The organism is Nitrospiria bacterium (assembly GCA_035498035.1).
GTDB lineage: Bacteria > Nitrospirota > Nitrospiria > JACQBZ01 > JACQBZ01 > JACQBZ01.
The window spans coordinates 65,130-87,103 of the sequence record DATKAN010000026.1 but is presented as its reverse complement, the minus strand read 5'-3'; the positions used below and the strand labels follow the sequence as shown (position 1 = coordinate 87,103).

Sequence of the window (21,974 nt, the reverse complement as noted above, 5' to 3'; positions counted from 1 at the left end):
AAAGGAGTCGTGGGACCATGAAACCTTTTTTTAAACTGATGGCCGTTGTATTCGTGATGACCGCCGTATTTATGGCCGGGTATTTGACGGGGTCGTTCCGGGCGGAAAAGCTCAACCGGCTCCTGGTCTCCGCCAAGTCGGAAATGACGACGAAAGTGACCCGGCTGGAAGGAGAAATCCGTACGCTGAGATTCCGGATGCGCCTCACCACGGCGCGGGACCGCATCCTCACGGCTCAGAACGACCTCAAGGAGCGAAATTTTGGAACGGCGGAGAAGGAACTGAAGTCGGCCCAAGAGGAGCTTCACGCAGCTGCACTGATGACATCAAAAGAAAACGGGGCAGCGCTGACCGGGTTGGAAGGATCCATCGACGGGTTGATTGAGGTCGTTCACCGATCCGACCCTCGGGCGAAATCCAAACTCGATGCGGTCAAAGCGGATCTCGATCAACTGATCAACCGATCGTGATTATTGAGGATCTCCCTAGCGAGCAAGGCGAGCGAGAAGGGGAGGCTCCATCCGGCTTTGCCGGTGGAGGGGGCGACGCAAGCCCCTTTAATCCGTCATCTCGAGAAGGTGGCCCCGACACCCAGGCCGAAATGAATGGTCGATTCCTGGTGCGGACCCCATAGCACCAACTGCTTGTCCGAGACGACGGGGTAACTGAATTCGACTTCATCCAGCGGACGGGTTTCACGGCCCTGAATCTCCCCGACCACCGTAAGGTCTCGGCCGCGTCCGTAAACGGCCGGATCCAAGAACCCTTCATGACGGATTAAAAATCGGCCCTCCGATTCACTGCCGCGAATCGGGCGGTCGTCACGACCCAGCGGCTGCTGCAGCAACTCGATCCACGTCGTGTTTTTTTTGTTTCGGGCCTGGATGATTTTGCCGCCCCAAAGGACGGTCTTGCCCTTGTAGGAGTCCGGGTCATGAAATACGGCTTTAAACGTCGCGGCGGGATCGACCTCGTCCAGGACTTCTTTCGAGATGGCCTGCACACAGCCGCTTAGAAACCACAAGAAGGCCACGGCCCAGAGAATCCGGTGAAGGTTTGATAACCGGACGGCGTTTTCGCCTCGCAACATGGCGCTCATGACCGATTTCCATTTTGACTGTCATTGGCCCGCATCGTGGATAGGAGCTAGCCGGCCTTGGCCTCTTTATCGACGGTGGGTTTCTCGGGGGCCGGTGGCTTCGGGGCCGCCTTACCTTCCTTTTCCGCCTTCTCGCCCTTGACCTTCGTCCCATGCTCCAAGGAGGACAACAGAACGCGTCGCCGCCGTTGAAGACGCTTCAACCGCTTTCGGAAGGGCCGCAATTGCATCGAGGTTTCCGTCCCTGATTTCCCCTCCCGTTTTTCCGATATCGTTTTTTTCAGACGATTGATCTTCTCTTCCAGTTTAACCGGATTCGCCATCGAATTTCTCCTTTAACCAGGTTAGATTGTCTTCCGAAAACCCGCTTCAGTTTCTTGTCCGAGTGGTGGTCGGACTTTTCCACGATTATGGATCTCTCCGCGTCACAAAGGAGTCCAGTTGATCTTCTCTGGATAAGCGCTCCGCCAATTGGAACGCGGATTGTTTCTGACCAAGCGATCCCACACGGACACGGTAAACCGTGTTTTGATTCGTTCGCACCGTGAGCAAATAAACATCCGGGTATTTCTTCCTCAACCGGTTTGCCAAGTTTCTTGCATTCGCTTCGCTCTCGAATGCACCGGCTTGTACCGTGTAGGGGCTTCCCGCCTCTATCAAAGATTCCTGGGGAAGGCCGACCACCTCGATGGCAACGGGTGCCGTACCGCTCCCGGTCATGCCCAGGGCCTTGGCCGCCCCGTAGGAAAGATCCAGTATGCGTCCCCGCACGAAGGGACCCCGGTCGTTCACTTTCACCGTGACCGAACGCCCCGTTTCACGTTCGGTAACCCTAATCGTCGTTCCGAGCGGCATCAGACGATGGGCGGCTGTCAGGCCATACATGTTATACGTCTCGCCGTTGGCGGTCGGACGCCCGTGAAACTCCGCTCCGTACCAGGAGGCGACGCCGGTCTCGCGATACCCCACCGGATAATCAAGACCGGATCGGGGAATCGACGCGCATGAGATCACGAATATCGACAGTAAGAATCCGAAAAGTGGCGGGGCTGCCCTTCGTTTGATCTGCGAGTTCAATGTTTGGAAGACACCCGAATTTTAACGACACGGATCTTGCAGGAAGAACAATAGGCGGTTGGGGTCAGCTCCCCCCCGCAGGTGGGGCAGAAATCTTTGCGCCGTCCGGATTTGCGTCGCTCCGTCCTGCGCCGCTCAATCATCCGTCGATCGCGGAGTGGATCACGACGGTCCCATCGTACCCGCTTTTCCGCCCCCGGTTTCGTCGTCTTGGACTTTCCGCCCATCCGGAATACTCTCCATGCATTGGGGTTGGGATGCCGAACGATCGTCGGAGGGGGACAACGCAGCAAAACCGGAAGCGATCACTTCGGCGTTCATGAGACGATCGATTTTAGGGCGCGCCCGATTCAAAACCCGGACCTACCCCTCCCCAAAAAAACCGGATCAGACCTGTTTCTTCTTGGAGGTCTCCTGTTTCCTGATCCATTGACCGATCGCTCTCATCTTCTGGTCATTGAGATCCACGAAACGGACGCCGATGCCTTCTGAACCGGCTCCCTCTGCCGCGTAAGACCGCGTCCAGGTGACTTCACCGGTACAGTTGATCTTGGTCTTCTTATCCGGCAGCACAAATTCGATCGGAAAACGCTCTCCGGTTTGGAGGGGGCGCTCCGTGGACATGAACAAGCCGCCGATACTGATGTTCTGCATATGCCCGATGAACACCTTGTTGTATTTCCTCCACCGGATTTCCAGCACGAACAAGGGCAAACGAAGCGAACGCCGCTTTTCGATAAAGGCCTGAAGGCCATCTTTTTTGGACGAAAGCGATTTTGATTCCGTGGGGGACTTTGTTTTCAACTCGAACTCCGCTGATCACCACACCTGATGCCTGAAAACTATAACAAGTTGCGTTTCGTCCGTCAAGAAAATTCCGATTCGAGCAACGGCCTTATTCCTTGACAAGACCTTTGGTTTGGCTATAATTGAATCAACGCGGCCGACGATGACCAACCCCGAACCCCTCTCCGGAAACATTCAGGACACACCTTTACCGGACCTGCTACGAAACCTCCAATCGTCCAGATTGACGGGAACGCTGACCCTGCAACATGGGGGTGAGGAAAAATCGATCTACGTCAAGGAGGGAAACATCGTCTTTGCATCTTCAAACGTGTCGGCGGACCGGCTGGGGTACATTCTGATCAACGCCGGTAAGTTGACGAACGGGCAGATGGAAGCGGCACTCAAGCTCCAGAGCGCCGCCCATAAGCAATTCGGCGCGATCGTCGTAGAGCTTGGGTTTTTAAACCCCAAGGAATTGTTCGATGGACTCAAGCTTCAGGTCAAAGAAATTATCTACAGCCTCTTCCGTTGGGAAGAGGGCCGCTATCAGTTCACACCCGGCAGGTTGCCCGATCAGACAATTCCGCTGGTGCTGGACCCCATTGAACTCATCTCAGAAATCATCGCCCGGCTGCAAAACGAATCCTGACGTCCCGCGCGTTCCAATGAAATCCGACCAGGCCGTGTCGGTTTTTTCCCGACCTCAGCGTTCCTCGGCAAACGCCAGAAGGGCAATGCTCCGGGCTCGTTTAATGGCTTGACCCACATCCCTCTGATGAGACGCGCAATTGCCGGAAATCCGTCGCGGGACGATCTTTCCCCGCTCCGTCACGAAGTTCCGCAACAACGAGGTGTCTTTATAATCAATAAATTTGATCTTGTCGGCGCAAAAGCGGCAATTTTTCTTCCGCTGCGTAAACCGGCCTTTCTCCACCGAATCCTCCTTATTGTTTCCTTGACTGGGTTCAGCCGTTTTATTTTTTTGTGGCGATGCCTTCAGAACGGGACATCGTTATCCGGGCCCCCCACGGCCGGCTCGACATCCTCCGGAATGGATTCCGCCTTAGCGGATGGAGGAGCCGCCTCCCCCCGTTTGGGCATGAAACGAACCGCCTGGGCCACCACTTCATGCTTGCTGCGTTTTTGTCCGTCCTCCGTTTCCCACCGGCGTTCCTGAAGCCGTCCGTCCACGATCACGCTCTGTCCCTTGTTCAAGTATTGACCGCAATTTTCGGCCTGTTTACCAAAAACCACCACGTCAATATAACAGACCTCCTCTTTGAGGTCCTCGCCCTGTTTATATTTGTGGTTGACCGCAAGACGGAAGTTGGCCACCGGCGTCCCGCTGGGGGTGTACCGGATTTCGGGATCTTTGGTGAGGTTGCCGATTAGGATCACCTTGTTGTAACTGACCATCTTTTCTAATCCGCCTTTTTACCGGATTCCGACCACCGGCGATCGTCCCGGTCATGTCCGGATCGGCCCCGGAAGGGTCGTCCCTCATCCGGCGAAGGCATGACCAGCGTGCCCGAATCGCCTTTGGACGGTTTGACCGTTAGAAATTTGATGACGCCGTCTTCCATTTGAAAGCTGTGTTCGAGATCGTTTACTACTTTTCCGTCGCCCTTGAAACGGAAAATGATATAGGTCCCCTTCTTCTCCTTATCTACTTCATAGGCCAGCTTTCGCTTTCCCCAGTTTTCGGTCTGCAAAAGGGTGCCCCCGTTTTTTTCGACGACCCCTTTCATTTTTTCAACGACTTTCGTCACCTCTTCTTCGGTTAAGTTTGGCCGAACGATGAAAATGGACTCATACAGCTGCATAAAGATTGCTCCCTCCTGGATGTCAAGCCCTCAAGCAACGTTGAGAGCGAGGTACCAACTACCCCGACAACGTGTCACTCTTGTAACACATCCTTCCCGTTAAAATCAACAGCCCTTTTCAGACCTGAAACCTGAAATGCAGGATATCTCCATCCCGAACGATGTAATCCCGTCCCTCCACCCGAAGCAGCCCCCGTTCGCGAACCGTTGCCGCGTTTCCGCAAGCGATCAGATCGGAGTAGGCCATGACCTCGGCCCGGATAAAACCCTTTTCCATATCGCTGTGGATTTTTCCGGCCGCCTGCGGGGCCTTGGTCCCCTGCGGAACGGTCCAGGCCCTCGACTCCGGCTCCCCGGCCGTAAAAAAGGTGATGAGCCCCAGTAATTGGTAACCCGCCTGAATTAGGAGGTCCAGCCCGGATTCGGCCAGCCCCAGTTCCTTCAAGAAGGAGGCCCGCTCCTCTTTCGGCAACGCAATCACCTCGGCCTCGACTTGCCCGCTGATGGCGATTACACGGGCCCCTTCCCGTTCCGCGATTTTACGAACCTGCTGTACTAGAACGGTTTCCCGTCCCAGATCGGTCTCCGATACATTGGCGACATACAACACCGGCTTGTCGGTCAGAAGATGCATCTCGTGCAGCCACCGAATCTGCTCCGGCGAGTAGGGTTTCCCGCGGACCGGCTCCCCCTTCGCCAGCAAGGCGTGAATCCGCTGCGTGAAGACGTGTTCCTCCGCGGCCTTCGCCTCTCCCGACCGGACCTTTTTCTCAACCGATTGAAGACGACGCTCCACCGTTTCCAGATCGGCCAGGACCAGTTCGGTCTCGATAATCTCGATATCTCTCGCGGGGTCCACCGAACCCGAAACATGCACGACATCCGGATTCTCAAAGCAGCGGACGATGTGAACGATCGCATCCACGCTTCGAATGTGGCTTAAGAACTTGTTGCCCAGACCTTCCCCTTGGCTGGCCCCCTGGACCAGTCCGGCAATATCGACGAACTCAACCGTCGTTGGAACAACCTTCTTTGATTTGAAAATCTCGACCAACCGGTAAAGCCGTTGGTCCGGAACGGCCACGACCCCGACGTTCGGCTCGATCGTGCAGAACGGATAATTCGCCACCGCCGCGCCCGCGGCCGTCAAGGCGTTGAAGAGGGTCGATTTCCCCACGTTGGGGAGCCCGACAATTCCACAATTAAATCCCATGATTGGTTACACGAGCAGCGGGATCATCAACAAGGCCACGATGTTGATGATCTTGATCATCGGATTGATCGCCGGCCCGGCGGTGTCCTTGTACGGATCGCCGACGGTATCGCCCGTCACGGCTGCTTTGTGGGCCTCACTCCCCTTGCCCCCGTAATTCCCTTCCTCGATATATTTTTTAGCGTTGTCCCAGGCGCCCCCGCCGCTGGTCATCGAGATCGCCACGAACAGGCCGGTGACGATGCTTCCAACCAGGACCCCGCCCAAGGCCTTCGGTCCCAGAAGAAGCCCGACCGCAATGGGCGACAGAACTGGAATCAACCCGGGAACGATCATTTCCCGGATGGCCGATCGGGTCACGATATCCACGGCCCGGCCGTAATCCGGGCGGCCGGTTCCCTGCATGATCCCCGGAATCTCGCGGAATTGCCGACGGACTTCTTCCACGATCATCCCTGCGGCTTTCCCAACGGCCTCCATGCTCAATGCGGAAAAGAGATAGGGAAGCATTCCGCCGATGAAAAGGCCAACCAAGATATAGGGATCGCTCAACGTGAACACCACTTTAATGTCCAGAAGGTTATTCAGATCCTGCGTATACGATGCGAAAAGAACGATGGCGGCCAGACCGGCCGACCCGATCGCGTATCCCTTCGTCACGGCCTTGGTGGTGTTGCCCACGGCATCGAGCGGATCCGTGATCGCGCGGACGCTCTTATCCAGGCCGGCCATCTCGGCGATTCCGCCGGCGTTGTCGGTGATGGGACCGTAGGCGTCCAGCGCCACGACCATTCCGGCCATCGACAGCATCGAGACGGCCGCGACGGCCACGCCGTAAAGGCCGGCGAGGTGGAACGCGGCCAAAACACCCGCGGCGATCACAAGCACCGGCAGCGCCGTCGCCTTCATGCTCACGGCCAGGCCGGCGATGATGTTGGTTCCGTGGCCGGTAGTGGACGCCTTTGCGATCCCCCGGACGGGGCCGAAGGAAGTGGATGTGTAATATTCCGTGATCATCACCAGGGCCGCCGTCACAATCAGACCGACCAGCACGGTGCCATAGATTCGGCTTGGATCAGCCCCGCTGAGTCCCTGGAGCATCCAAAGGGTAACGGGATAGAGCGCGACGGCCGAAAGCAGCCCCGAAACCGCCAGACCCTTGTACAACGCGCCCATGATGTAGCCCTTGCTTCCGACGCGGGCAAAGAATGTACCGACGATGGAAGTAATGATCGAAATACCGCCCACAACCAATGGATAAACCAAAACCTGTTTTGCCCCGCTAAAAACCAGGATGCCCAGGAGCATGGTCGAGATGATGGTCACGGCATACGTTTCAAACAGATCCGCGGCCATACCGGCGCAGTCCCCGACATTGTCGCCGACGTTGTCCGCGATGACGGCCGGATTCCGCGGATCGTCCTCCGGAATTCCGGCCTCAACCTTGCCGACCAAGTCCGCCCCGACGTCGGCCGCCTTCGTGAAGATCCCCCCGCCCAGACGGGCGAAGATACTGATCAGGCTCCCCCCGAACCCGAGACCCACCAGGGGCGTGATATTCACTTGCTCGCCGGCCGGTGTCATGGCTTCCAATATACCGTAGTACCCCGCGACCGATAAAAGACCCAGACCCACCACCAGAAGCCCGGTGATGGATCCGCCCCGAAAGGCCACCGCGAAGGCCGCGGCGAGACCCTGTTTGGCCGCTTCAGCCGTTCTGACATTGGCCCGCACCGAGATGTTCATTCCGATATAACCGGCCGCAGCGGACGAGATCGCACCGATCAGAAACCCGATCGCCGTTTTGGCTCCCAGGGTGGTCCACAGGATAATGAACAGAACCAGGCCCACCCCCGCAATCGTTGTATATTGGCGGTTTAAGAAGGCCTTCGCTCCCTCCTGAACAGCCTTCGCGATTTCCTGCATCCGCTCCGAACCGGCCGACAGGGCCAGAACCCATCGAGCCGCCACGGCCCCATAGATTACCGCGGCCAATCCGCATGCCACGGAAAAAAAGATCGAACCGCTTGTCAAATCCATGCTTGACGCCTCCTCATCCGGTCATCGTTTCGTGAAAAAGCAAGTAGAGATTCGTCGCATTCACACCCTGTCAAATCAGTGAAACCGGTTCATGGTTGCTTCCGGCCCTTCCTTAATGAAACAGTCCAAGGCCATGACGGATCGCTCAATCATCTCCTGTACAATGGATCTTTCTTCCGGAAGAAAAACCGAGAGAACATACCGATCCGCCGCCTGGTGAGCCGGCGGTCGGCCGATGCCTACGCGGAAGCGAAAAAAATGGTGGGTCTGGAGTGACGCGATGATGGATTGGACTCCGCGATGACCGCCATGCCCTCCTTTCGACTTGAGCCGAAGGCGTCCGAGACTCAGATCCAGATCATCGTGAACCACAAGAAGATCCGACGGTCCGGCTCCGGTTTCCCGGAGAAGCTCCAGGGTCGCAGGCCCGCTCCGGTTCATATAGGTCTGCGGCTTTGCCAGGACCACGTGTTCTTCGTTTCGGTTCCGATCACGGATCGTGCCGGAGGCGATGACCATCCGCGAAGATGTTTTCCGGAAGGAAGCGGCCAGAGATTTCGCGAAGGCATCGAGAACCATAAACCCGATATTGTGACGGCTGTGCGCGTACTCCGCCCCCGGGTTTCCAAGCCCGACCAGGATCTTCAATAGGAAATTACCCTTTCGCTCCGGACTCCTTCTTCTCTTCCTTGCCGCCCGGTTTAGGGGCCTTGCTCTCGCCCTTGGCCTCCGCCTTCTCTCCCGCTTTTCCGCCGGCCGCGGGTTCCGCGCCCGCTTCCGCCTCACCCTCTTCCTTCTTCTTTCCGATCACCTCGGGCTCCTTCGCCTCGGCCGGCGTCCCCGCCAGAATTTCTTCCAGTTTGGCCTCCGACATCGGGGCCGCCACCGACACAATGGGAAGATCCTTGTCTTCGAGAATCCGGATTCCCTGTTCGACCTGAAGATCCCGGATATGAATCGACTCCCCGATCTTCAAGTGAGTCGCATCGACATCGAGATGGTCGGGAATCATGGAAGGGAGACATTCGATCATCATCTCCCGAAGGTTGTGCTGGAGGACACCGCCCAACTTGACCCCTTCCGGCACATCGCCCTTGACCATGATGGGAACCCTCACGCGGATCGCCTTGTTCATATTGATCTCGAACAGATCCGCATGCAAAATGCCTCCGCTGATGGGATCCTTTTGAAAATCGCGGAGGATCGCCGTCCGGGTTTCGAGCGATTTTCCGCCTTTGATCTTCAGATTGATCAAGGCGTTCTCCCCCGATTCCGACTTCAGAATTTTAATCAAATCCGCGGGGGCAACGGCCAGTAGGCTTGACTTCCCTTCCCCGTACAAGACGGCGGGAATCTTTCCGGACCGTCGGAGAGCTCGGGCCACCCCTTTTCCGCTTTGCTGACGCTGTTCCGCCTCCAAATCCATGCGTTGCATATCGATCTCCCTTGCGTTACAGTTACACGAATAACGAACTCACCGATTCTTCGTTATGAATCCGACGAATCGCCTCGCCCAGAAGCGGGGCGACGGACAGAACCTCTATTTTTTTGCAAATCTGTTCCTTGCCGGCCAAGGGAACGGTGTTTGTGACAATCACCTGACCCAGCACCGAATCGTTGAGGCGCTGCAACGCCGGGCCGGATAAAACAGCATGCGTACAGCCTGCCAGGACGCGGCGGGCCCCTTTGTCGGCGCAAGCCTGCCCGCCTTGGGTAATGGTTCCGGCGGTGTCGATCATATCATCCAAAAGGAGCACATCGCGATTGTCAACATCGCCGACAATGTTCATGATCTTGGCCTGGTTCGGACCCTCGCGGCGTTTGTCGATAATCGCCAGACTCGCGTTGAGCCGTTTGGCAAAGGCACGGGCCCGTTCCACTCCCCCGGCATCCGGCGACACCACCACCAGATCCTTCAGATCCATGGTACGGAGATGGTTGAGAAGCACCGGCGTCGCGTACAAGTGATCGACCGGGATATTAAAGAAGCCCTGGATCTGTCCCGCATGCAGATCCACGGTCAAGACCTTATGGGCCCCGGCCGTCGTGATCAGATCCGCCACCAACTTCGCGGTGACCGGCACCCGGGGCTGGTCCTTCCGATCCTGTCTCGCATAGCCGAAATAAGGAATGACGGCGGTGATCCGACGGGCCGACGAACGTTTTAGCGCGTCGATCATGATGAGGAGTTCCATGACGTGCTTGTTGACCGGATCCGAACAGGATTGAACCACAAACACATCCATTCCGCGAACGTTCTCCTCGATCCGGACAAGAATCTCCCCGTCGCTGAATGCCGAGACGGTCGCCGCGCCCAATGCAATGCCGAGGTGATCGCAGATTTCCTTGGCCAGCGGAATGTTCGAATTTCCAGAAATCAGTTTAAGCTCGTTTAACACAGCGTTCCTGCCATGAAATGAAGCGCGGCATGAATGACCCGGGTCCTTAAGGCCATCCTCATTTTTGTTATTGGTTCGGAGGTAGGGACTCGAACCCCAATTCGCAGCTCCAAAGGCTGCTGTCCTACCGTTGGACGACCTCCGAATATTCCTTTTGCATCACCGAGTCGGGCCATGGTTTTACCACGGGGACCGGGTCAATAGCCGTGCCACCCAGATGGTCCAGCCTCCGTGCCGACGGACCCGTCCCCACGCCAAATCCTGCCGAAGAACCGCCGCCGCCGCGTGTGCGGATGAACGATCCGGAAACACGCCAAACACGGTCGGTCCGCTGCCGGACATCAAGGCCCCCCTCGCTCCCAATGAACACAGGCGCTCCTTCATGGTCTCAATGACCGGGTATCGTCTGATCGTGATCACTTCCAAGTCATTGTGGAGGGGGAATGATCGTTTCGTCAGCGGGAAGGCCTTGCTCGCACGGGTTGAGATTTTAAGCCGATTTCGATCCAAAGTCAATCCTATTTTTTTAAGGAAAGGTCCCGGCGGGGTTAATCCTTCGGCACGGACCCGATCCAACTCGGAATAGACCCAAGCCGTCGAAACCTCGAACCCGGGATTGGCCAACACGGCCCAGAGGTTTTCTCCCAAACAAATCGGATTAATCCGGTCTCCGACCCCGGAGACCCAAGCGGTCGGCCCTCCGAAAAAAAAAGGAACATCGCTGCCCAGATTCCGCCCCAGGCCCGCGAGTTCCGCGGCAGGCGGAGTCATCCGGTGCAGGCGGCATAGACCATGAAGCGTCGCCGCCGCATCGCTGCTTCCGCCGCCGAGCCCGGCACCGATCGGGATCCTTTTGTCCAGCTCGATTCGCAATCCGGTTTCGATCCCATAACGCTTCGCGAAGGCCCGTGCGGCCCGTGTAATCAGATTATCCTCGCCCAAGGGAAGGTTTTGAGTCCGGGTCACAATTCGGATCCCATACCGGACCGGTTTCAAGGTCAAGGTCAACCGATCCTGAAGACCAACCATCTGCATTAAGGAGACGATGGGATGATATCGGGTCGAATGACGCTCCAGGACGTTCAACAGGAGGTTGATCTTGGCGGGTGCACGCAAAGTGACAGTCCAACGTGAGCGCATGCGAGAGGAGTGATCCATTGATGATATTCAGTGGAAGGCCATGAAACCCGCTCAGGGGGCGGGGGTATCCGATTCCTCTTCATCACCCTTCGGGGCATCCGGAAGAGATCCGGGTTCGCGATTTTTTCGGATGCTGTGCTTGTCCAGACGGTACCGGAAAGAACGCATGTTCAACCGAAGCAGATTGGCCGCATCCCGCTTGATCCAATTGGTTCGCTCCAGGGCCTTCAAAAGAAGGGTTTTTTCCAAGTCGCCGATCACTTTGTCCAGATCCAGTCCTTCCGACGGGAGGGTCGTCAATAACGACTCCTTGCCCCCCCCCGGCCTCTGGAGACATTCCGTCACATCCTTGAGTTCGATGGCCTCACCCGTCGTTAAAGCCACAACGCGTTCGATGACGTTCTCCAGCTCTCGCACGTTTCCTCGCCACGGGTGAGCCTGTAAAGCCTTCATGGCCTCCGGCGTGATCGTCCGGATCTTTTTATTCAACCCTTGATTCATGACGGTGAGAAAATGACGGACCAGGAGCGGGATATCCTCCACCCGCTCTCGAAGCGGCGGCAGAACAATGGGGATGACATCCAGTCGGTAATAGAGGTCCTCCCGAAACGTCCCCTCCGCCACCGCCTTTTCAAGATCTTTGTTGGTGGCCGCAATGATTCGGACATCGACATGAATGTTTTGCGTTCCGCCGATTCGGCGGAACTCTTTTTCTTCCAAGACACGCAGCAGCTTGGCCTGAATCCCCGACGGGGTGTCTCCAATCTCGTCCAGGAAAATCGTCCCCTCGTGGGCGATCTCGAACAGGCCCGGTTTGTTCGCATGCGCTCCCGTAAAGGATCCCTTCATGTGGCCGAACAATTCGCTCTCCAGAAGAGGCTCGGGAAGCGCGCTGCAATTGACGGTGACAAATGGTTTGTCCTTGCGCAGGCTGTCGGAATGAATCGCCTGGGCGACCAGTTCCTTCCCCGTGCCGCTCTCACCCAGGATCAGGACATTGCTCTGGGTATTCGCGACCTTCTTGATCACCTGGATCACATTCTGCATGCCCCCGCTTCGGCCGATAATATCCTCCAGGGCGGCGGCCCCTTTCACCCGCTTTTTCAAAAGCTGATTCTCGGTCCGGAGTCGTTTTTTCTCCAGTGCATTCTGAATAATCAACCTGACTTCCTCGATTTGAAAGGGCTTGGTAAGGTAATCGTAGGCTCCCTCCTTCATGGCTTCAATCGCCGTTTCGGTGGAAGCAAAGGCCGTGATCATGACGACAATGGTGTCGGGCGATGTCTCCTTCACCGTCTTGAGGACTTGAAGACCGCTCAATTTGGGCATCTTGACATCCGTCAAGACCAGATCGAAAATTTCTTTCTGGACCAAGCGGCTCGCCATCTCCCCGTCGTCAGCCGTCGTGACAGCATAGCCTTCCTTCTTGAGCACGATGCTCAGGAAATCCCGCATGCTTTTCTCATCATCTACGACTAATATCTTTTCCACGGTCAACGGCTCCTTAATTTTTCAATTCGGACAGATGTTGTCGGTTCTCCGACCGGCAGCAAGAGGATAAAACGGGTTCCTTCGCCCGGTTGACTCTCGACATGAACCCGACCCTGATGGGTCTCGATCACGCGATGCACGATCGAAAGACCAAGGCCTGAACCCCGATCCTTTGTAGTAAAAAAAGGATAGAAAATCTTGTCCATATGCTCTTTCTGAATCCCGTGGCCGTCGTCTGAAAACGTCACTTCGACCCAGGCTGTTTCGGGTGACTTCTTATCGGGGCCCATGGTCACGGAACGGGTTGTCACAAGCAGCCGCCCCCCCTGCGGCATGGCCTGACACGCATTAATCGACAGGTTCCAAAAAACTTGCCGGATCTGGTCCGCATCCACAACGGCATCCAAATCCCCCGGAGCCAGGCTCGATTGAATATCAATGTTTTCCTGGTACTCATTGCCTTGTCGAAGCAGGCTCAACGTATCCCTAACGAGCTGGTTGATGTCCCATCGTTTTTTATTCAATGGCGAAGGCCGGGCGTATAGTAAAAAGGCCGTGATGATGCCATTCAGCCGTTCGGTCTCCCGCAGAGCGATCTCCATCAGCCGACGGGATTCCTCATCATCGAGACGAAGATCCCGACTCAGCACCTGCATGGACCCACTCAACGACGCAAGAGGATTTCGGATTTCATGGGCCATTCCGGCGGCCATCTCTCCGATCGTCGCCAGTCTCTTTTTGTGCTCGATCTCCAACTCCATCTTTCGAATTCGGGTCAAGTCCTGAAATATCCAGACGCCTCCGATCTGCTGTCCATTTTCGTTCTTGAGCGGGGAGACCGTCATCCCCAACACAAGGGCTCCTCCGTCTTTACGGTGGCACTCCCGGTCAAATCGATAGGGTTCCATGAGCGGTTTTTCGGCGCTGATCAACTCTTTCAGGTCGGGTGAGCCGAAAATCTCCCACCATGGCCTATCTCTAACCTCTCCGTACCGATACCCTATTATTTCCTCCGCCGCACGATTGAAAGAGGTGATCTCTCCGGACAGCCCGGTCGTCATCAGCCCGGTGCTCATGCTTTGTACCACGTGCTCATGAAAGGCCTTCAATTCGGCCAGTCCGGCCGCCTTTTCTTTCAGCCGTTCCCGTGTAAGACTCAGCTTTTCGGCCAGTCCTCCGCTTAAATAAGCCACGGTCAGGAAGCCGACGACATTTAAAAAAAGAAAATAGAGCGTTTCCCGATCGGAATACGTGCTGGCCGCCGTTTCGGGCAAGAACCCGAAATATTGGAGATCCACGAGCAAACCCAAGAGGACGCTGGCCATGGACGCGGTGAGACTTCCGCCTTTTCGGCCCAGGATCACACTCGCCGCAATCGAGGTGATCATATAAAACGGTGAGAAGGGACTTTCGATCCCGCCTGTCAGATAGACAAGAAGGGTTTCATAGATCAGATCAATGAAGATCTGAACATAGGCAAACAGCGTGAGAACTTTCAGCCGATTAAGTAGGATGCCGTAAACGATCGTGAGACAATATGTCGATGCGATCAGATAGGAGAACGAAGTGGTCGTCTTCCCGATATGCCCGTACCCGACCTGTAGAACGATCGAGGCACCCAACAGCACCGTAACGATCACGACACGCAGGACCATGAGCCACTTGAGCTTGGCCCGTATTTCTTCAGGCTGGATCCATTGGAGCTCCATCGTGCGCATCACAATCCGGTTGTGGAAATCAGTACGGGAAGAAAGGCGGCTCTGACTCGTCTCGGTTCTAAGACCGGAACTTGAAGCAAGGAGGTGTACGTTACCGTCACGTAAAGCAAAAGAACGGGCCAGAAGAATCGGACGAACTTCTTAACCCTAGATGGTCCCGGCCATTTTGAAAATCGGCAGGTACATGGCCACCACGATGAACCCGATGATGGCACCCAGGAAAACCATCAACATCGGCTCCAAGAGAGACGTTAATGCGGCGACCGCCGCATCCACTTCCTCTTCATAAAAGTCGGCGATTTTCCCCAGCATTGCATCCAAGGCCCCCGTGGTTTCACCCACGGCAATCATCTGAACCACCATCGGGGGAAATACCTTCGTCTTACCGAGCGGATCGGAAACAGTCTTACCTTCGCTAATGCTCTGCCGGGCCGTCATGATGGCTTCCTCGATGACCTTGTTGCCCGCCGTTTTGGCCGTGATATTCAGTCCCTCCAGGATGGGAACCCCGCTGCTGATCAAGGTACCCAGGGTTCGTGTAAATTTGGCGACGGCCGCTTTGCGGACGAGATCACCGATCACTGGGGTCTTTAACGCCGTACTATCCATCAGTTTTCGGCCCATCTGCGTCTTATAGAACCGTTTCAATCCAATCCAGCCCAACACCGCCCCCACGGCCAAATACGGTGCGTATTTTTTCGATATGTTGCTGGCGGTGATGACGATCTGGGTTGGTGCGGGAAGCGCCCCGCCAAAATCGGAAAACATCTTGGCGAAGACCGGAATAACCCAGATCATCAAGATGGCCACGATGACGACGGCCACGCCCATGATCGTGAGCGGATAGACCATCGCCGATTTGATCTGCTTTTTCAACTTTGCGGCCTTCTCGATATGCTTGGCCAGGCGGTTTAGGATGGTGTCGAGAATACCCCCGGCCTCACCGGCCGCCACCATGTTCACATACAAATCGTCAAACGCCTTGGGATGCTTCCTCAAGGCATCGGCGTAGGTGGAACCCGATTCGACCTCCTGCCGAACTTCACCCACCACCTTGGATAGGAACTTGTTTTCAGTTTGAGTCGAAAGAATTTCAAGGCATTGGACCAGCGGCAGACCGGCGTCGATCATCGTGGCAAACTGCCTCGTAAAAATAACAATGTCCTTGTCTGTGACGGAGCCGCCGAGACTGAAACTGAGATTAAACGCGCCGGCCTTTTGCTGGATCGAGGTCACCAAGATGTTTTGCTTTCGAAGAAGCCCGATCACCTCCTCGCGGGTCTTGGCGACGACCTCACCCTTCTGCTGGGATCCTTGTCTCGTCTTCCCTGTCCAAGCAAACGTTGCCATCGATTCACCGCATCCTTGGTTTACCGAGCCACCCGCTGTTCCTTACCCGCTTGCGTGGCCATTCCGCTCCGCCCTATCATATTGATCAGTTCTTCGACGTTGCTGCTCCGGGTAACGGCGTCATCATAGGTAATCAAGCGCCTTTGGTAGAGTTCGGACAACGACTGATTCATCGTCTGCATCCCATGCTTCGACTGGCCGGTTTGCATCGTGGAATAGATTTGATGGACCTTGTCTTCCCGAATCAAGTTGCGGATCGCAGGGGTGGGAACCATGATCTCCAATGCCAGGACCCTCCCCTGTCCGCTCGCCTTGGCCATGAGCTGCTGGGACATGACCCCTTCCAGAACAAACGACAACTGGGCCCGAACCTGGGGCTGTTGAAACGGCGGAAAGACATCAATGATCCGGTTGATCGTCTGGGCGCAGGAATTGGTGTGAAGCGTGGCCAGGGTGAGGTGACCGGTCTCGGCGATCGTCAATGCGGCCTCGATCGTTTCCAGGTCGCGCATCTCCCCCACCAGAACCACATCGGGATCCTGCCGGAGAATATATTTGAGAGCGGTTTTGAAGGATTTGGTGTCCGAGTTGACCTCCCGTTGGTTGACCAGGCATTTCTTATGCGGATGAAGGAACTCGATCGGATCCTCGATCGTCACGATATGCTCATGCCGTTCGCTGTTGATCGTGTCGATCATTGTGGCCAGTGTGGTCGATTTGCCGCTACCCGTCGGACCGGTCACTAGGATCAGCCCGCGTGGACGCTTCACCAGCTCCCGCACGACGGGAGGGAGGCCCAGTTCTTCGAAGGTCAATATCTTGAACGGAATGGTCCGGATCGCGCAGGCCACGGCCCCGCGCTGCATGAAGACATTCGCGCGAAACCGGCTCAACCCTTTCAACCCGAAGGAAAAGTCGAGTTCCGTTTCCTCTTCAAATTTGTGTTTTTGGGCGTCGGTTAGCACACTGTAAACGAGTTGTTTTGTCTCGGCAGGCGTCAATGGGGGCGTGTTTAACGGAACCAGATCGCCATCGACCCGAATCTGCGGCGGACTTCCTGTGGTTATATGGAGATCGGAAGCACCCTTTTCGATCATGGTCTGGAGCAATTGATACAGATTGGACATGCGTCTCCTTACGATACAATCATCCTAATAGTGTACCCGAAATTGCGCCTGATTAAGATCTTTAAATTTCAATCCGCGAAGGTCGAATCCACGATCTCTTCCAGTGTGGTCGATCCTTCACGGACCTTGGCCAAGCCGCTCATGCGCAACGTTTTCATTCCCGCGCCGATGGCTCGCTTTTTGATCTCATCCGCCGAGGCCCCTTGGAGAACCAATTCACGCACCTCTTCCCCGATGGGCATCACCTCATACAAGGCGACCCGGCCCTTGTAGCCCGTATCGCTGCAGGTTTGACATCCCTTGCCTTTATAACAAACCGCGTTTTTAGCTTCCTCCTCCGTCATACCCCCTTTGACCAGTGTTTGGACTGGAATCTTATCTACCTCTTTACAGTCCTTGCAGATTCGTCGGACCAACCGCTGGGCCAAAATCAATACCACCGAGGAGGCCACCAAGAACGGCTCGATGCCCATATTAAGAAGGCGGTTGATCGTGCTGGGCGCATCATTGGTGTGCAACGTGGACAAGACCAAATGTCCTGTCAGGGCCGCCTTGACCCCGATTTCGGCCGTTTCATAATCCCGGATTTCGCCCACCATGATGATGTCCGGATCTTGTCGGAGGAAAGAACGGAGTGCGGCCGCGAAATTAAGACCGATCTCATCCTTCATTTGGACCTGATTGATCCCCATCAGATTGTATTCGACCGGATCCTCGGCCGTCATGATGTTCACATCGATGGAATTAATAGAGTTCAAAGCGGAGTACAGTGTGGTGGTTTTACCGCTTCCGGTCGGACCCGTAACCAACACCATTCCATACGGACTGCTGATCGCCTTCATAAAATCTTCTAAGGCATTGGGTTCAAAACCCAGTTTGGTCATATCCAACGTCAGATTACTTTTGTCCAACAGCCGCATCACGATCTTCTCGCCGAACAAACACGGAAGAGAAGAAACGCGAAGGTCGACCTCTTTATCTTCAAATTTCATTTTGATGCGCCCGTCTTGAGGTAGGCGACGTTCGGCAATGTCCAGGCTGGCCATGATCTTCAAACGGGAGGTCAGGGCCGCTTGTAATTTTTTCGGAGGGGCCATCACCTCGTAGAGGGATCCGTCCAAACGGTACCGTACCCGGAAACTTTTTTCGTAGGGCTCGATGTGGATATCGCTCACTTTTTTCTTAATCGCCTCAACCAGGATCAGATTCGCCAGCTTCACCACCGGCGCATCCTCTACCTCCGCTTTCAACTGGTTAATATCGACTTCCTCTTCATGAATAACGGAGAGGTTCGAATCGTCCAGCGTCTCCATATCTTTGAGCACCGTCTGGAGTTGTTTGGAGGAGACATCGTACGATTTGGCGATCGCCGTCATCACGGCCGTATCCGAGGCGATCATGGGTTCGATCTCGTATCCGGTCATGAATTTGATATCATCCACCGCAAAAACATTGGTGGGATCCGCCATGGCCAGGCTGAGCGTGGCACCGGAGCGTTTGACCGGAATGACGTGGTATTTATGAACGACCTCAACCGGCACCAGTTTTGTGACCGCGGGATCGATCGGGGTCTTGGAAAGATCAATGGAGGGAATGCCGTAATGTTGGCTGAGGAGCTTTAGAAGCTTATCCTCTTCTATAAAACTCATCTTGACGAGGATGCTTCCCAAGTGGCCGCCCTCCTTTTTTTGGACGAGGAGGGCTTTCTGGAGCTGTTCTTCCGAAATAACCCGAGCCGCCGTGAGAACTTTCCCTAAACGTTCAGGAACCAATGTTGCTACCTCGAATTCGGATGAAGGAATCCTCTGTTTTTTCAGTTTACTGGATCGTTTTCAAATTGTCAATGTCGCTTCTACCGTGTTTCTAGGGAACGATGGCCTGACGAAGGGCCTCCCGCATAACATCCACCGGAGGTCGCCGACCTGTCCAGATTTCAAAGGAAAGTGCCCCTTGGTAAACCAGCATTCCAAGCCCTGAAATCGCCGTGGCCCCGGCTGCTTCCGCCTGTTTGAGCAGGGCGGTCCTTGGAGGCTTATATATAAGATCATATACGACATGGTGGGTTTTGAAAACAGCGGAGGAAAGAAGGGGAGGGTCGGACGGACTCATTCCCAATGATGTTGCATTGATAATGATATCGGACTCTTGGACAGATTTATTAAGGGCTTTTCCCATCCAGTGGAGGACAGAAACCGAGCACCCGATCGACGATCGCCGTAGATGCCGTGCCAGCCCGTGGGCCCTTTCTAAGGAGCGGTTTGCGATCAACAACTTCTTCACGCCCTCGTGGGCCAGTTGAAACGCGACAGCACGTGCCGCCCCCCCCGCCCCTAAAAGCAGGACCCGCTGCCCGGCTACCGAACGGTGGCTCTCCTCCATCAAGGCCCTAAGGAACCCCCGGCCGTCGGTATTATGACCAATCAGCCGTTCACGTTGGATTTCAACCGTGTTCACCGCTCCGATGAGCTCGGCTTCCGGAGTTAAGCGGTCGATAATAGCCATGATTCTTTCCTTGTGCGGAATCGTCACGTTAAATCCACGGAACCCTAGCCGTTGCAACGCATTCACGGCGGACCGCAAATGGCGGGGCTCAACCGTCAAGGGAATATAGCAGTAGTCGAGGCCCAAGGCCTCAATGGCCGCATTGTGCATCAATGGGGAAAGGGAATGCCGGATGGGATACCCAATAATGCCAAGCCACCGGGTTCGACCGTTCACGCAAAGGGCCTTTGTTTAATGGTTTTGTCCCGGGATCGGCGCGGCACCGGTTAAACCTGTTCGGAATTCAGATGATGAATTCCCCGGTAAATGTAATGTAATCCGGAAAGAATCGTTAACCCGACCGTCACCACCAGTACCGGGAAAAGACTGACCGTGCTCCCCCGAACTACGGCCGCGAGTAAAACCAACGCCACGTAAATCAATTGAAGCGCCGTCGTGCTTTTCCCGAGGAAGGTGGGCGAGATTTCCATCTGGGTTTGTGTCAGATGGAGAATCAAGGCGCCCAAAATCAAAATAATATCTCGGCTGACCACGACCACGGCACTCCAAACCGGGATAATTTGCAGGATCCCGAGGGCCAGGAAGGACGCCGTCAGGAGCAGCTTGTCCGCCATTGGGTCGAGGTAGGTCCCCAGCCGCGTTCTCTGATTCGTCAGCCGCGCAATCAAGCCATCCAGGCTGTCCGTTAGGCCCGCCGCGAGAAAAACGGCCAAGGCCCATCCATGGTAATGATAGATCAATAAATTAATGAATACCGGTATGAATAGAATACGAAGAATGGAGAGTAGGTTTGGAAGGTTCATCCCCGATGGCCATGAGTAACATGCACTATGAGGGATTATAAGAAACGGCTGATGGATTGTCAAACATAAGCCAAACCCCCTCCGCCTCAAGGATTCGAGGCCGGAATCGATACGGTCAACGCATCCGTATGGAAGGGGCAATCCCCGACTCTGCCGCCGGGTCCTTTAAACCCAAAAAAGTTATTGATTGCCTGGGAGGAACTCGCTATAATCTTCGCCATCCTGGAGATCGTCCGATGCAGCGAATTACCGAGCGACACCAAATTGAAGGGCAAGACGAGCGACAGCGCGTCTTTAATCGCCTGGTGGACATCCAGCGCATCGAGAAAGGATACAAGGCCATCTTTCATTATGAAGGACTGACGTTTGAGACAGAGGCCTTTCGCACGGTCGACGAAACACTTCGCCATTTCGTCTCGCAGTTGCAACGGTCCGGTTTTTCGAACCTTCGCACCCGCCTGAATTTCCGGGGGCCGCGGTATCTGGCCGAGCGGGAACCTTGGGTGAACTACCCCGAGGAAGCGTTGAACAAAGCCGGTCGCACCTGACCGCCGGCAGACGTTCGTTTTTCCTTCGGCTCCCAAGTCGCGCTTCTGGAGACGATCGCTGTCCATCTCAATGAATTCGACGAAAAAAATAACGCCGGTTGAGAAGAAACGATGGGAACTCTGGGCCATGTCTATTCTCCTCCTGCTATCCTCGACCGGGACCGTCATCGTCTTGAGCCTCCTGACAGGGCAACCTCCGGTCATTATAATCTTCCTGGGTGTCTTTTTCCTGCTCTTCTGTGCCTACATCATCGACAAAGAATTCAAACTTCAAAAAATGCAAAAACAACTGCGCGAGGAACAATTTAAAGTTCTGGAAGAAGAAGCGAGAATCTCCGCACTTCAGGTGCAACTCAAGGAATTGACGGCGTTGCAGAAAGCGATGACCGCAATCGGAATGGAAACGCAGCCCGAAAAAGCGCTCGACACGATCCTGAAGGCCGCGATGGAACTTTTTATGGCCGATCGCGGCTCCATCATGCTGGTCGATGAGGTCAACAAAATACTCGTCATCGCCACGTCGCTGGGAATCAAACCGGAATACCGGGCCCAGAGCCGTCCCAAGATTGGTGAAGGGATTGCAGGCTACGTGGCCCAGACCGGCGAGGCCCTGCTCCTCCCCCAGAAGGTCAACCAAGACCAATTCAAGAATTTCGAAATCAAAGCGACCGAATTGCGTTCCGGAATCTGTGCCCCGTTGCGCAGTCGGGACAAAATCATCGGGGTTATCAACTACGCCATCACCAATCCCGCAAAACGCCTCCTCACGGAATACGACCTGAAACTACTCATCATTTTTGCGCAGTACGCCACACTGGTCATCGAGACAGCCAACGCGGCCCGTTTACGATAACC

24 protein-coding genes and 1 tRNA gene are annotated in these 21,974 nt (G+C 55.3%); 4 read left to right on the top strand and 21 right to left on the bottom strand.

Translation table 11 applies throughout. The features are described from left to right. Window positions 1-17: 17 nt before the first annotated feature. Window positions 18-470, top strand: a complete 453-nt coding sequence (locus tag VMN77_05860) for a hypothetical protein (protein ID HTN43306.1) — start codon at window positions 18-20, stop codon at window positions 468-470. Between the two features lie 95 nt (window positions 471-565). On the opposite strand, the gene VMN77_05855 is transcribed toward VMN77_05860, so the two are convergent. The 4 genes from VMN77_05855 to VMN77_05840 all read right to left on the bottom strand — a co-directional run bounded on the left by VMN77_05855 (window position 566) and on the right by VMN77_05840 (window position 2,980). Next, complete coding sequence (locus tag VMN77_05855; GenBank protein ID HTN43305.1) at window positions 566-1,099, bottom strand: Slp family lipoprotein; 534 nt, start codon at window positions 1,097-1,099, stop codon at window positions 566-568. 47 nt (window positions 1,100-1,146) lie between these two features. After that, window positions 1,147-1,422 (bottom strand): hypothetical protein, encoded by a 276-nt coding sequence (locus VMN77_05850; GenBank protein HTN43304.1) that lies wholly within the window; start codon window positions 1,420-1,422, stop codon window positions 1,147-1,149. 85 nt (window positions 1,423-1,507) lie between these two features. Next, window positions 1,508-2,113 carry a septal ring lytic transglycosylase RlpA family protein gene (locus VMN77_05845; GenBank protein ID HTN43303.1) on the bottom strand — a complete coding sequence of 202 codons (606 nt, stop codon included), beginning with the start codon at window positions 2,111-2,113 and terminating at the stop codon, window positions 1,508-1,510. A 450-nt stretch (window positions 2,114-2,563) separates the two neighbouring features. After that, a complete protein-coding gene (locus VMN77_05840) occupies window positions 2,564-2,980 on the bottom strand; it encodes a PilZ domain-containing protein (protein ID HTN43302.1) in 417 nt (138 codons plus the stop codon). A 145-nt stretch (window positions 2,981-3,125) separates the two neighbouring features. On the opposite strand from VMN77_05840, the gene VMN77_05835 reads away from it, so the two are divergent. After that, window positions 3,126-3,614: a DUF4388 domain-containing protein gene (locus VMN77_05835; GenBank protein ID HTN43301.1), complete on the top strand. Its 489-nt coding sequence runs from the start codon at window positions 3,126-3,128 to the stop codon at window positions 3,612-3,614. A gap of 54 nt (window positions 3,615-3,668) precedes the next feature. On the opposite strand, the gene rpsR is transcribed toward VMN77_05835, so the two are convergent. The 17 genes from rpsR to VMN77_05750 all read right to left on the bottom strand — a co-directional run bounded on the left by rpsR (window position 3,669) and on the right by VMN77_05750 (window position 20,571). Continuing rightward, window positions 3,669-3,899: a 30S ribosomal protein S18 gene (gene rpsR / locus VMN77_05830; GenBank protein ID HTN43300.1), complete on the bottom strand. Its 231-nt coding sequence runs from the start codon at window positions 3,897-3,899 to the stop codon at window positions 3,669-3,671. 62 nt (window positions 3,900-3,961) lie between these two features. Next, window positions 3,962-4,381 (bottom strand): single-stranded DNA-binding protein, encoded by a 420-nt coding sequence (locus VMN77_05825; GenBank protein HTN43299.1) that lies wholly within the window; start codon window positions 4,379-4,381, stop codon window positions 3,962-3,964. A gap of 5 nt (window positions 4,382-4,386) precedes the next feature. Then, window positions 4,387-4,788, bottom strand: coding sequence for a 30S ribosomal protein S6 (rpsF, locus tag VMN77_05820; GenBank protein ID HTN43298.1), 402 nt, complete (start codon window positions 4,786-4,788; stop codon window positions 4,387-4,389). Between the two features lie 118 nt (window positions 4,789-4,906). Further along, window positions 4,907-6,001, bottom strand: coding sequence for a redox-regulated ATPase YchF (ychF, locus tag VMN77_05815; GenBank protein HTN43297.1), 1,095 nt, complete (start codon window positions 5,999-6,001; stop codon window positions 4,907-4,909). A gap of 6 nt (window positions 6,002-6,007) precedes the next feature. Next, the gene (locus tag VMN77_05810) at window positions 6,008-8,035 is read right to left on the bottom strand and encodes a sodium-translocating pyrophosphatase (GenBank protein ID HTN43296.1); all 2,028 of its coding nucleotides are present in this window, start codon (window positions 8,033-8,035) and stop codon (window positions 6,008-6,010) included. An 81-nt stretch (window positions 8,036-8,116) separates the two neighbouring features. Continuing rightward, entirely contained in the window at window positions 8,117-8,689 is a 573-nt protein-coding gene (gene pth, locus VMN77_05805) for an aminoacyl-tRNA hydrolase (GenBank protein ID HTN43295.1), read from the bottom strand. Between the two features lie 7 nt (window positions 8,690-8,696). Continuing rightward, window positions 8,697-9,476 (bottom strand): 50S ribosomal protein L25, encoded by a 780-nt coding sequence (locus tag VMN77_05800; protein ID HTN43294.1) that lies wholly within the window; start codon window positions 9,474-9,476, stop codon window positions 8,697-8,699. Window positions 9,477-9,498: 22 nt separating this feature from the next. Beyond that, window positions 9,499-10,440 (bottom strand): ribose-phosphate pyrophosphokinase, encoded by a 942-nt coding sequence (locus VMN77_05795; protein HTN43293.1) that lies wholly within the window; start codon window positions 10,438-10,440, stop codon window positions 9,499-9,501. 71 nt (window positions 10,441-10,511) lie between these two features. Beyond that, window positions 10,512-10,585: transfer RNA gene (locus tag VMN77_05790), tRNA-Gln, on the bottom strand. 35 nt (window positions 10,586-10,620) lie between these two features. After that, the gene (gene ispE, locus VMN77_05785) at window positions 10,621-11,580 is read right to left on the bottom strand and encodes a 4-(cytidine 5'-diphospho)-2-C-methyl-D-erythritol kinase (GenBank protein ID HTN43292.1); all 960 of its coding nucleotides are present in this window, start codon (window positions 11,578-11,580) and stop codon (window positions 10,621-10,623) included. Between the two features lie 51 nt (window positions 11,581-11,631). Further along, entirely contained in the window at window positions 11,632-13,071 is a 1,440-nt protein-coding gene (locus VMN77_05780; protein ID HTN43291.1) for a sigma-54 dependent transcriptional regulator, read from the bottom strand. 2 nt (window positions 13,072-13,073) lie between these two features. Further along, a complete protein-coding gene (locus VMN77_05775; GenBank protein HTN43290.1) occupies window positions 13,074-14,789 on the bottom strand; it encodes an ATP-binding protein in 1,716 nt (571 codons plus the stop codon). A 147-nt stretch (window positions 14,790-14,936) separates the two neighbouring features. Continuing rightward, complete coding sequence (locus VMN77_05770) at window positions 14,937-16,139, bottom strand: type II secretion system F family protein (protein ID HTN43289.1); 1,203 nt, start codon at window positions 16,137-16,139, stop codon at window positions 14,937-14,939. Window positions 16,140-16,159: 20 nt separating this feature from the next. Next, on the bottom strand, window positions 16,160-17,266 hold the full coding sequence (locus VMN77_05765) for a type IV pilus twitching motility protein PilT (protein ID HTN43288.1): 1,107 nt from the start codon (window positions 17,264-17,266) through the stop codon (window positions 16,160-16,162). A 68-nt stretch (window positions 17,267-17,334) separates the two neighbouring features. Further along, window positions 17,335-19,038 (bottom strand): type IV-A pilus assembly ATPase PilB, encoded by a 1,704-nt coding sequence (pilB, locus tag VMN77_05760; protein ID HTN43287.1) that lies wholly within the window; start codon window positions 19,036-19,038, stop codon window positions 17,335-17,337. 91 nt (window positions 19,039-19,129) lie between these two features. Beyond that, the gene (gene aroE, locus VMN77_05755) at window positions 19,130-19,984 is read right to left on the bottom strand and encodes a shikimate dehydrogenase (protein ID HTN43286.1); all 855 of its coding nucleotides are present in this window, start codon (window positions 19,982-19,984) and stop codon (window positions 19,130-19,132) included. 50 nt (window positions 19,985-20,034) lie between these two features. Continuing rightward, window positions 20,035-20,571 (bottom strand): CDP-alcohol phosphatidyltransferase family protein, encoded by a 537-nt coding sequence (locus tag VMN77_05750; GenBank protein ID HTN43285.1) that lies wholly within the window; start codon window positions 20,569-20,571, stop codon window positions 20,035-20,037. A gap of 236 nt (window positions 20,572-20,807) precedes the next feature. Between VMN77_05750 and VMN77_05745 the strand changes: the two genes are divergently transcribed. Next, the gene (locus VMN77_05745) at window positions 20,808-21,119 is read left to right on the top strand and encodes a hypothetical protein (protein ID HTN43284.1); all 312 of its coding nucleotides are present in this window, start codon (window positions 20,808-20,810) and stop codon (window positions 21,117-21,119) included. A 127-nt stretch (window positions 21,120-21,246) separates the two neighbouring features. After that, window positions 21,247-21,972 (top strand): GAF domain-containing protein, encoded by a 726-nt coding sequence (locus VMN77_05740; protein ID HTN43283.1) that lies wholly within the window; start codon window positions 21,247-21,249, stop codon window positions 21,970-21,972. Window positions 21,973-21,974: the final 2 nt, after the last annotated feature.